The 9,568-nt window shown below is 67.8% G+C and carries 12 protein-coding genes; 3 read left to right on the top strand and 9 right to left on the bottom strand.

What is annotated here, in order from left to right:
• Positions 1–32: 32 nt before the first annotated feature.
• Entirely contained in the window at positions 33–968 is a 936-nt protein-coding gene (locus tag MQH10_RS18345) for a bifunctional riboflavin kinase/FAD synthetase (protein ID WP_242565454.1), read from the bottom strand.
• Positions 969–972: 4 nt separating this feature from the next.
• Positions 973–1,404 (bottom strand): MaoC family dehydratase, encoded by a 432-nt coding sequence (locus MQH10_RS18340; protein ID WP_242565453.1) that lies wholly within the window; start codon positions 1,402–1,404, stop codon positions 973–975.
• 120 nt (positions 1,405–1,524) lie between these two features.
• Here MQH10_RS18340 and MQH10_RS18335 point away from each other — a divergent pair, with 120 nt between their 5' ends.
• Entirely contained in the window at positions 1,525–2,022 is a 498-nt protein-coding gene (locus MQH10_RS18335; protein ID WP_242565452.1) for a copper resistance protein NlpE, read from the top strand.
• A gap of 4 nt (positions 2,023–2,026) precedes the next feature.
• On the opposite strand, the gene MQH10_RS18330 is transcribed toward MQH10_RS18335, so the two are convergent.
• The 5 genes from MQH10_RS18330 to MQH10_RS18310 form a co-directional block, all read right to left on the bottom strand.
• Positions 2,027–2,890 (bottom strand): TIGR01459 family HAD-type hydrolase, encoded by an 864-nt coding sequence (locus MQH10_RS18330; RefSeq protein WP_242565451.1) that lies wholly within the window; start codon positions 2,888–2,890, stop codon positions 2,027–2,029.
• A 42-nt stretch (positions 2,891–2,932) separates the two neighbouring features.
• Positions 2,933–4,210 (bottom strand): flagella assembly cyclic-di-GMP phosphodiesterase TipF, encoded by a 1,278-nt coding sequence (gene tipF / locus MQH10_RS18325; RefSeq protein ID WP_242565450.1) that lies wholly within the window; start codon positions 4,208–4,210, stop codon positions 2,933–2,935.
• A 142-nt stretch (positions 4,211–4,352) separates the two neighbouring features.
• A complete protein-coding gene (locus MQH10_RS18320; RefSeq protein WP_242565449.1) occupies positions 4,353–5,231 on the bottom strand; it encodes a 3-hydroxybutyryl-CoA dehydrogenase in 879 nt (292 codons plus the stop codon).
• Positions 5,232–5,472: 241 nt separating this feature from the next.
• Entirely contained in the window at positions 5,473–6,417 is a 945-nt protein-coding gene (locus MQH10_RS18315) for an electron transfer flavoprotein subunit alpha/FixB family protein (RefSeq protein ID WP_242565448.1), read from the bottom strand.
• The gene (locus tag MQH10_RS18310) at positions 6,417–7,163 is read right to left on the bottom strand and encodes an electron transfer flavoprotein subunit beta/FixA family protein (RefSeq protein ID WP_242565447.1); all 747 of its coding nucleotides are present in this window, start codon (positions 7,161–7,163) and stop codon (positions 6,417–6,419) included. The genes MQH10_RS18315 and MQH10_RS18310 overlap by 1 nt, the downstream gene beginning before the upstream one ends.
• 157 nt (positions 7,164–7,320) lie before the next feature.
• On the opposite strand from MQH10_RS18310, the gene MQH10_RS18305 reads away from it, so the two are divergent.
• On the top strand, positions 7,321–7,581 hold the full coding sequence (locus tag MQH10_RS18305) for a hypothetical protein (RefSeq protein WP_242565446.1): 261 nt from the start codon (positions 7,321–7,323) through the stop codon (positions 7,579–7,581).
• Here MQH10_RS18305 and MQH10_RS18300 read toward each other — a convergent pair.
• Together MQH10_RS18300 and MQH10_RS18295 are read right to left on the bottom strand one after the other, a co-directional pair.
• Positions 7,578–8,150 (bottom strand): cob(I)yrinic acid a,c-diamide adenosyltransferase, encoded by a 573-nt coding sequence (locus tag MQH10_RS18300; RefSeq protein ID WP_242565445.1) that lies wholly within the window; start codon positions 8,148–8,150, stop codon positions 7,578–7,580. The two genes, MQH10_RS18305 and MQH10_RS18300, sit on opposite strands and share 4 nt — an antisense overlap.
• Positions 8,151–8,154: 4 nt before the next feature.
• Positions 8,155–8,355, bottom strand: a complete 201-nt coding sequence (locus tag MQH10_RS18295) for a twin transmembrane helix small protein (protein WP_242565444.1) — start codon at positions 8,353–8,355, stop codon at positions 8,155–8,157.
• 475 nt (positions 8,356–8,830) lie between these two features.
• Between MQH10_RS18295 and MQH10_RS18290 the strand changes: the two genes are divergently transcribed.
• Positions 8,831–9,484 (top strand): TetR/AcrR family transcriptional regulator, encoded by a 654-nt coding sequence (locus MQH10_RS18290; protein WP_242565443.1) that lies wholly within the window; start codon positions 8,831–8,833, stop codon positions 9,482–9,484.
• Positions 9,485–9,568: the final 84 nt, after the last annotated feature.

The raw sequence follows: 9,568 nt of genomic DNA, 5'->3' as shown, positions 1-9,568 counted from the left end.
CGAACTAGAACTCTCGAATTAGAACTCTCGAATTAGAACTCGGGCAGAAGCAGCGCCCGCGCCTTTCGGGCGTCGGCCATCACCTGCTCGGTCATGACCTCAAGGTTAACAAACTTTTCCTCGTCGCGCAGGAAGGCGATGAGGTCGGTCTCGATGACCTGGTCGTAAATGTCCTCATCGAAGTCAAACAGCCACACTTCCAGGCGCGGGGCGATCGTTCCGGTGACGGTGGGGTTGACCCCCAGATTGGCCACGCCGGCGATCTCGCGGCCGTCGGGCAGGCGGGTGCGGGTGGCGTAGACGCCGAACCTCGGCACCACATAGTCGGCCAGGTCCACATTGGCGGTGGGGAATCCCAGCTGGCGGCCGAGCTGGCGGCCATGCTCGACCATGCCGCGGATGGCGAAGGGGCGGCCGAGGATCGCGGCGGCGGCCTCGGGCCGGCCATTGCGCAGGGCCTCGCGCACGCCGGTCGAGGAGAACTTGGCGCCGTCCGCGCCGGCCGCCTCGGCCACCGAGACCGAGAAGCCGAATTCGGCCCCGTAGGCGGTCATGGTCTGAGGGCTGCCGGTGCGGCCCTTGCCGAACGAGATGTCGAAGCCCACCGCCACATGGCGGACGCCCAGGCCTTCATGCAGCACCTGCTTGGCGAAGTCCCGGTCGGTGAGATTGGCCATCTCGGCGTCGAAGGGCAGGACATAGAACAGGTCGACGCCGAGATCGGCCAGCGCCTTGGCCTGCTGCTCGGCGTTCATCAGCCGGAACGCCGGGGCGTCGGGCTGGAAGATGCGGCGCGGGTGCGGTTCGAAACTGATGACCCCCAGGGGCGCCTTGGCGGCCTGGGCCCCGCGGGCGGCCGCCGCGATCACCCGCTGGTGGCCGCGATGCACGCCGTCGAAATTGCCGAGCGCCACGGATGCGCCCCGGTCCGCCTCGGCCAGGCCCTTCCACCCTTCAACGATACGCATGGGCTCAGGCGCCCCCGACGGTCTTGCGCGGGACCATGATCAGGGCCTCGCCCTCGACCACGGATTTGCCGTCCACCTGGCAGACGGTCGCGAAGGTCGCGTGGCCGCGGCGCTCATCCAGGGCCTCGATCGTGACCGTGGTGACCACGGTCGCGCCGATCCGCACCGGCCGGCGGAACTTCAGGCTCTGGGACAGATAGATGGCGCCGGGTCCCGGCAGCTGGGTGCCGATCACCGCCGAGATATAGGCGGCCGACAGCATGCCGTGGGCGATCCGCCCCTGGAAGCTGGTGGTCTGGGCGTAGGCCTCGTCCAGGTGGACAGGATTGGTGTCGCCGGACACCGCCGCAAAGGCCTGGATGTCGGCCTCGGTGACGGACCGCGTCATTTCGGCGCTTTGTCCGACCTGCAAATCCTCGAAGAACAAACCCTGCACCGGCCCTGCAACTCCCTCTAGCCCAGGTTCCTTAGCCGCCTTGGCGGCCTAAGCGAAGCCTCCTGGACGAGATCGGCTTTCAGGCCCAGGCTGGCAAGAGGCTGTTGGCGAGGGAATGCGATGCGCGGGGCTGTTCTGCTGCTGGGTCTGTTGCTGCTGGGCGGCTGCTCGAAGGGCGCCGAGCCGCCGACCTCGCCGCCGCCGCCGAAGATCGCGCCGCCCAAGCTCCCGGTCCCGCAGCCGGCCGATGTCGCCCTGACCTCCCAGGCCGAGCCCATGACCCTGACCTTCTCAGGGACTCTGCTTTGCGCCGACTGCCCGGGTATCAAGACCGAGCTGGTCCTGACGCGAAAGGCGGCCGGCTGGGCGGAAGGGACCTACAGGCTGACCGAGACCTATATCGATCGTGGGGCGCCGTTCGTGAGCACCGGCGACTGGACCACCTTGCGCGGCGACGCCCTCGATGAGGACGCCACGGTCTATGAGCTCAATCCCGACGATCCCAAGACCGCGCGCCACTTCCTGAGGGTGGGCGACGACCAGGCGATCCGCACCCTGGACGGCGACATGAAGCCCCTGCCCAAGGGGCTGCCGGACACCCTGACCCGGGTGCGCTGACGCCCTACCAGACCAGGTCGGCGATGGCGTAGGTGGCGGTGAGCCCGGCCTGGCCCAGGAGGTCGGCGACGGCGTCGGCTCTCAGCCCGTCGGGGCCAATGGTCTCGGCGCCATGGATGCCGCTGGCCACGAACAGGATGTCGAGGTCCTGGTCGTTGGCGCCCTTCACGTCGGTGGGCAGGCCGTCGCCGATGCACAGCACCCGGCGGCGATCGACGGGGCGCCCCAGCAGGGCCTCGGCCTCGCCCAGGCACAGGCCGTAGATGGCGCTGTAGGGCTTGCCGGCCATGATCACCTCGCCGCCCAGCTGGGCGTAGAGCTGGGCCAGCGCCCCGCCGCAATAGATCAGCCGGTCGCCCCGCTGCACCACCAGGTCGGGATTGGCGCAGATCATGGTCAAGCCGCGGGCGGCGACCTGCTCGAACCGCGCGCGATAGTGCTCGGGCGTCTCGACTTCGTCGTCATAGGGACCGGTGACCGAGACGAAGGCGGCGTCCTCTGGTCCGGCGAAGGTCAGTTCCAGGCCGTCATAGAGCGGCGCATCGCGGTCCGGGCCGATGGCCCAGGCCGGGCCGGGCGCGCGGCCGCCCAGCAGCACGCGGGTGGCGTCGCCGGAGGAGACGAAGGCCGACCAGGCCTCGCGCGGCACCCTCAGCTCGTCCAGCTGGGCGTGGACCGCGGCCGACGGGCGCGGCGAATTGGAGATCAGCACCACCGGGCCCTTGTCGGCCCGCCACTTGGCCAGAGCCCCGCAGGCGGCGGGGAAGCTTTCGCGGCCGTTGTGGATCACCCCCCAGACGTCGGAGAGGATCACGTCATAGCGATCGGCGAGGTCGGACAGGCCGGAGATGATTTGGGGCTTGGTCATCCGGGGGCGGTAGCGGTCCGGGAAGACCGGGTCAACGGCGGCTTAGCCGCGCGCGCCCGCGCGGCGGCGGCCGGGACCGCCCATGCTGGTGCGCATGAAGTCGGCGGGCGGATCGGTTTCGGCCAGGACCTGGTCGCGGATGGCGCGGGGCTCGCCGAACAGGTGGCCCTGGCCATAGGCGATGTCGAGCTCGAGGATGTCGACGATCTGACGCTCGGCCTCGACCTTCTCGACGATGATCTCCACCCCATAGCGGCGGGTCAGCGAGGAGAAGTCCTGGGCGGCGAGGTCGGGGATCGACTTCAGCACCAGGCCTTCGTCGGTGTCGGTCAGCTGTTCCAGCAGGAACTGGGCGCCGACCTTCAGGAACTTCACGTCCGAGCGGGCCAGGTCCTGGAAGTCGATGTCCAGGTCGACGACCTTGTCGAGACTGAAGCGGAAGCCGAGGTCAGCCAGCTTGCCCATGTTGCGGGCCTCGACCGCGCCGCGGGCGTCGAACGCCGCCTGGCCCAGTTCGAAGATCAGCGCCCCGGCCAGGTCGCGATTGGCGGCCAGGAGGTCGAGGAACTGCGGGAAGAAGGTTTCGTCGGCCAGGCTGGCCGTGGAGATGTTGCAGAAGATCCCGACCTTGCGATCGGTCTTGGCCAGCCGGCGCACGATCTGCACGCAGCGGAACAGCAACAGGTTGTCGATCGAGGTGACCAGGCCCTCGGGCTCGGCGACCGACAGATATTCCGCCGGCATCATGATGCGGCCGGTCTCGTCGCGCAGGCGCGAGAAGCTTTCGTAGAACACGGTCCGGCGCTGGGGCAGGCCCACGATCGGCTGCAGGTAAAGGTCGACTCGGTTGTCGGCCAGCGCCGCGCGGACGGTCTCCAGCAGGGCGGCGGACTGGCGGGTCTGGTGCGGCGCGCGGCCGGAGGCGTGGACCGCCGGGGCGCTCATGCGCTCTTCCAGCCTCTGGCTCATCCGCTGAACCAGGTCCTCCAGCATGTGGACCTCGCCCGACAGCTCCTCATTGCGGCGCACGGCGTCGTCGGCGACGGTGGAGACTACCTCGGTGACCCGGGCGTCGAGCCGCTCCATCTGGGTGATCATGATCCGGTGGGCGAGCCGGATCTGCTCCAGCTCCTTGCGCAGACCCTCGGTCTCCAGGGCCCGACCGATCAGGCCGTGGAAGGTGAAGCAGAGCGCCAGCATGCCGACGAGCCCGGCCACGCCCGCGCCCCAGCCGCCGCCGTTCCGCCACAGCGAAAGCGCGAGGATCAGGGCCAGGCTGAGATAGCTGGCCGACAGCAGTGGCAAGGTGAGGCGTCGCATCGTTCCGCCGGTCCGAATCGAACGCAGTATCCGATGACCGCGGCCGCCAAGTCGAATGATTAACGGTCGCAGAGCGCCGCCGCCGGGCTGGCGCGCGAATTAAGTCCGCCCAGCCCGCCCTTGCGGGGCGGGCGGCGGGCTCTTAGCGCGTCGGAACGGGGGTCTCGCCGCGATAGTCGTAGAAGCCGCGGCCCGACTTGCGGCCCAGCCAGCCGGCCTCGACATACTTCACCAGCAGCGGGCAGGGCCGGTACTTGGAGTCGGCCAGGCCTTCGTGCAGCACGTTCATGATCGACAGCACGGTGTCCAGGCCGATGAAGTCGCCCAGTTCCAGCGGCCCCATGGGGTGGTTGGCGCCCAGCTTCAGGGCGGTGTCGATGGCGTCGACCGTGCCGACCCCTTCGTACAGGGTGTAGATCGCCTCGTTGATCATCGGCACCAGCACGCGGTTGACGATGAAGGCCGGGAAGTCCTCGGCGTTGGCGGTGGTCTTGCCCAGCGACTTGGCGAAATTGACGGCGATCTCGTAGGTCGGCGCGTCGGTGGCGATGCCGCGGATGATCTCGACCAGCTTCATCAGCGGGACGGGGTTCATGAAGTGCAGGCCGATGAAGCGTTCCGGCCGGTCCGAGGCCGAGGCCAGGCGGGTGATCGAGATCGACGAGGTGTTGGAGGCCAGGATGGTGTTGGCGCCCAGGTGGGGCGTCAGGGCCTTGAAGATCGACTTCTTGACCTCTTCGTTCTCGGTGGCCGCCTCAATGGCGATGTCGGTCCCGCCGATCATCTGCAGCTCGGGCGCCGCCTTCAGGCGGTTCATCGCCTGATCCATCGTGGCCTGGTCGATGATGCCGCGCACGACCTGACGCGTCAGGTTGTGCTGGATCTGGCCGAAGCCCAGGGCGATCCGGTCCGGGCTCACGTCGTGCAGCAGGACGTCATAGCCGCCCAGCGCGCAGACATGGGCGATGCCCGCACCCATCTGGCCCGCGCCGATGACGCCGACCGACCTGATTTCCACCATCGACAAAGCCTCAAATGCGCGGGGCGACGCTCAAGGTCGCCGGCCGCCAAAGATCTCTATCTAACATGTGCGTGTGCGGCGCCGCCAAGACTTTTGCTGCGACGCAGCGTGGCGAGCGCACGACAGTGTGGCGCCGCAGTCGCGATTTCAACTTATAAGAGCGCTGCGTCCCAAGCAAAAGGGGCGGCCTCCACCTGAAGACCGCCCCTCGCTTACTTACCCGATTTGGGCGCTGGCGGGCTTACTTGCCCGCGGCGGTGAGCGCGTCCATCAGTTCCGGCACGGCGGACTTGTAATCCGCCACCAGGCCGAAGTCGGCGACCTGGAAGATCGGCGCGTCGCCGTCCTTGTTGATCGCGACGATGACCTTGGAGTCCTTCATGCCGGCCAGGTGCTGGATGGCGCCGGAGATGCCGATCGCCACGTACAGTTCCGGGGCGACCACCTTGCCGGTCTGGCCGACCTGATAGTCGTTCGGCGCATAACCGGCGTCGACCGCGGCGCGGCTGGCGCCCACGGCGGCGCCGAGCTTGTCGGCCAGGGGCTCGATGACCCGCTGGAATTCCTCGGCCGAACCCATGGCGCGACCGCCGGAGACGACGATCTTGGCCGCCGTCAGTTCCGGACGGGCCGACTTCACCAGCTGCTGGTCGACGAACTTGGTCTTCGGGGCGCCGTCGCCGGCGCCGACCGATTCAACCGCGGCCGAGCCGCCTTCGCCGGCCGCCTTGAAGGCGGTGGCGCGGACGGTGATGACCTTCTTCGGGTCCGACGACTGCACGGTCTCCAGCGCGTTGCCGGCATAGATCGGGCGCACGAAGGTGTTGGCGTCCACGACCTCGACGATTTCCGAGATCTGCGAGACGTCCAGCTTCGCGGCGATGCGCGGGCTGAAGTTCTTGCCTTGCGAGGTCGCGGGCGTGAGGACGGCGTCGTAGCCGCCCATCAGCGGCAGGACCGCGGCGGTGACCGCCTCGGCCAGGCCTTGGCCCAGGGCGTCGCTCTCGGCCAGCAGGACCTTGCGGACGCCGGCGATCTTGGCGGCGGCGTCAGCAACGCCCTTGGCGCCTTGACCGGCGACCAGCACGTCGACGTCGCCCGAAAGGGCCAGCGCCGCGGTGACGGTCTTGTTGGTGTTGTCCTTCAGCGACGCATTGTCGTGATCGGCGATGACGAGAACAGCCATTAGAGCACCCCAGCGGTCTTGAGGTTGGTGACCAGGTCAGCGGCGGTCTCGACCTTGATGCCGCCGCCGCGCTTCGGCGGCTCGGTGACCTTGACGACCTTCAGGCGCGGGGCCAGGTCGACGCCGAGCGTGGCGGCTTCCTTGGTGTCCAGCGGCTTCTTCTTGGCCTTCATGATGTTCGGCAGCGAGGCGTAGCGCGGCTCGTTGAGGCGCAGGTCGGCGGTGATGATCGCCGGCAGGGCCACTTCAACCGTCTGGATGCCGCCGTCGACTTCACGAGCCACCTTGGCGGAGCCCGCGGCCAGCTCGATCGCGTTGGCGAAGGTCGCCTGCGGCCAGTCGAGCAGGGCGGCCAGCATCTGACCGGTGGCGTTGTTGTCGCCGTCGATCGCCTGCTTGCCCATGATCACGACATCGGGGCTTTCCTCGGCGATGATCGCCTTGAGCAGCTTGGCGACCGCCAGCGGCTCAGGATCCTGGTCCGTCTGGATCAGGATGGCGCGATCCGCGCCCATGGCCAGGGCGGTGCGCAGGGTTTCCTGCGCCTGGGCCGGACCAATGGAGACGGCGACCACTTCCGTGGCCACACCCTTTTCCTTCTGACGCACGGCCTCTTCGACCGCGATCTCGCAGAAGGGATTCATGGACATCTTCACATTGGCGAGGTCCACGCCGGATTGGTCCGGCTTGACCCGGGCCTTGACGTTGTAGTCGATCACCCGCTTGACGGGGACGAGCACCTTCATGGCTTCGCTAGCGCCTCAAATTATATTGCGGAAAAAACTGAACGGCTGCGGAATAACGGTTCCGACGCGCATTGCAAGCGCGTGGGCGTCTGGGCTAGGCCCCATTTTCGACGGAAGCGGTCCATAGGGACCTGTCCGCCACAGCAGAATTGAGACGATGAACCCGACGATCGCCCGCCTCGCCCGCTATTTCCTGATCGCTTTCGCCGGCATCGTCACGGTGATCGCGGTCACCCAGCTGGTCTGGATCATCCCCGGCAAGAAGTGCGAAGCCCAGGGCATGTGGTGGGATTGGCATGATCGGGTCTGCGCCCGGCCGATCGCCATTTCCGACATCACCGGCCGGGTGATCTCCGACGACAAGAGCCGCGCGGCGGCCAAGGCCGAGGTTCACGCCCCCGCGGCGCCGAAGCCCTAACGAGTCGCGCCGGATTTCCAGAACACCTCGGCGCGGCCGCCGTCATTGGCGGCGCGGGCGACCACGAACAGCAGGTCCGACAGCCGGTTGAGATAGCGCAGGGCCGGCGGGCTGACCGTCTCGCCGGACTGGATGAGCGCGACCGCCGCCCGCTCGGCCCGGCGGGCCACGGTGCGGGCCAAGTGCAGGGCCGCCGCGGCCGGCGTGCCGCCCGGCAGGATGAAGGAGGTCAGGGGCGGCAGGGTCTCGTTGATCGCGTCGATCTCGCGCTCCAGCCGCTCGACCTGGCTGTCCAGGATGCGCAGGGCCGCGCCTTCGGCCTCGTCCGCCTTGGCCGGGGTCGCCAGATCGGCGCCCAGGTCGAACAGCTCGTTCTGGATCCGCGCCAGCAGCGGGTCGAGCGCGCTGTCGGCCGTATGCAGCCGGGCCAGCCCGACGCAGGCGTTGGTCTCATCGACCTCGCCATAGGCCGTGACCCGCAGGTCGCACTTGGCGACGGGCGCGCCGGTGGCCAGCCGCGTCTCGCCGCCATCGCCGGTGCGCGTATAGATGCGGTTCAGGGTGACCACGGCCTCAGCCCTTGTGCCGCCACCAGGCGGCGGCGACCAGCAGGGCCACCGCGATCGCCTGCATCACCACCCGCAGCCGCATGAGCTTGTTCGAATAGGAGCGTCCGAACTCCCCCCCGCGGAACAGGGCGAACAGACCGACGCCGAGCGAGACGAGGACGCCGGCGAGGGCGACGGGAATCAGAATGTTAAACAGGCGATCCATGCCGACTATCTAAGCTCTGGCGTCGCCCTAGGCCATCCCCGGTCGTCGCGGGTGGTCGCTGTTCTGCGAGCATGCTCAATGAGCAGCGTTCCGTCGGCGAATCCTTCGCGCATGGCGGGAAAACCCCAACCTGCGTCGGAAAATGCGAAGAGATGCGTCGTCCCGCCACACGGTCTACGGCCTTGCCCTCGGACGAAAGACGTCGCAATAGACCCTCAACGAACGCGTTCGCTGATCGCGATCATCATATCCTCTGAATAGACACGCCTGGGTGACCGGCGTTAGATTGGGACAACCGAGTGATGGTCTCCGGAAATTTGGGCCGGTGTTTACCGGGTGGCGTTGATTTATTTATGGATTTTGGGCTCTCCAAGCCGAATTCGATCGATTTGGAAGAGCGTTTTGGGGCGTTTGAAACCCGTTGCCTGATGTTCGAACGGCGGGCGAACGCGATTTGCGTGAGGCTCGAAGACTGATGAAGCATGTTCCTGGCGCCCTGTCCGGCGATCCCGAATCCGGGGTGAAGATCCCCACCCGCCGCGCTCTGGCCAAGCAGCAGACCCGGACCAAGGTCCTGGCCGCGGCCCGCCGCCTGTTCTCCGAAGCCGGGTATGAGGGGGCCACCATCCGTGACATCGCCGCTGAGGCCGGCATGTCCACCGGGGCGGTGTTCGCCAACTTCACCGACAAGTCGGACCTGTTCCGCGAGATCATGTTCGCCGACATGGCCGAACTGGCCGAGTCGATGCGCGAGGCCGCCAATCGCGGCCGCGGCGTCGAGGACGCCCTGCTGCGCGCGTTCAGCACCGGCTATGCGTTCTACAAGAGCCAGCTGCCCCTGGCCCGCGCCGCCTTCTGCGTCTCCTGGCTGCCCGAAGAGGGCGTCGAGCTGCGCTTCAGCACCGCGGCCAAGGCGCTGCGCGAGCTGATCACCGAGCAGGTGCAGTTCGCCGTCGAGCGCGGAGAGCTGTCCCAGGAGGCCGAGGTCAAGCTGCGCGGCGACATGCTGTTCGACGCCTATCTGGCCAATTACCCGGAAGCGATCTTCCTCGGCTGGAGCCTCGAGGCGTTGCAGGCCAAGGCCCGCGACCAGATCCGCGTGATCCTCGCCGGCGCCCGCCGGGGCTAGGGATTTTCAGGACGCCAGGCCTGGGGGCGATCACCATCGGCGACGTCATACCCTTTGTAGGAACCGGGTCTCTCGAACCCGCCT

The sequence above is a fragment of the Phenylobacterium aquaticum genome, from assembly GCF_022695515.1.
GTDB classification, from domain to species: domain Bacteria; phylum Pseudomonadota; class Alphaproteobacteria; order Caulobacterales; family Caulobacteraceae; genus Phenylobacterium; species Phenylobacterium aquaticum.
This window is presented reverse-complemented; position numbering and strand designations above follow the sequence as displayed.

Excerpts from the sequence above, each read along its gene's own strand:
- MQH10_RS18335 (WP_242565452.1), top strand. The coding sequence starts at position 1,525 with ATGCGCGGGGCTGTTCTGCTGCTGGGTCTGTTGCTGCTGGGCGGCTGC.
- MQH10_RS18345 (WP_242565454.1), bottom strand. The coding sequence starts at position 968 with ATGCGTATCGTTGAAGGGTGGAAGGGCCTGGCCGAGGCGGACCGGGGC.
- MQH10_RS18305 (WP_242565446.1), top strand. The coding sequence starts at position 7,321 with ATGAACCCGACGATCGCCCGCCTCGCCCGCTATTTCCTGATCGCTTTC.
- MQH10_RS18290 (WP_242565443.1), top strand. The coding sequence starts at position 8,831 with ATGAAGCATGTTCCTGGCGCCCTGTCCGGCGATCCCGAATCCGGGGTG.
- MQH10_RS18310 (WP_242565447.1), bottom strand. The coding sequence starts at position 7,163 with ATGAAGGTGCTCGTCCCCGTCAAGCGGGTGATCGACTACAACGTCAAG.
- MQH10_RS18295 (WP_242565444.1), bottom strand. The coding sequence starts at position 8,355 with ATGGATCGCCTGTTTAACATTCTGATTCCCGTCGCCCTCGCCGGCGTC.
- MQH10_RS18330 (WP_242565451.1), bottom strand. The coding sequence starts at position 2,890 with ATGACCAAGCCCCAAATCATCTCCGGCCTGTCCGACCTCGCCGATCGC.
- tipF (WP_242565450.1), bottom strand. The coding sequence starts at position 4,210 with ATGCGACGCCTCACCTTGCCACTGCTGTCGGCCAGCTATCTCAGCCTG.
- MQH10_RS18320 (WP_242565449.1), bottom strand. The coding sequence starts at position 5,231 with ATGGTGGAAATCAGGTCGGTCGGCGTCATCGGCGCGGGCCAGATGGGT.
- MQH10_RS18315 (WP_242565448.1), bottom strand. The coding sequence starts at position 6,417 with ATGGCTGTTCTCGTCATCGCCGATCACGACAATGCGTCGCTGAAGGAC.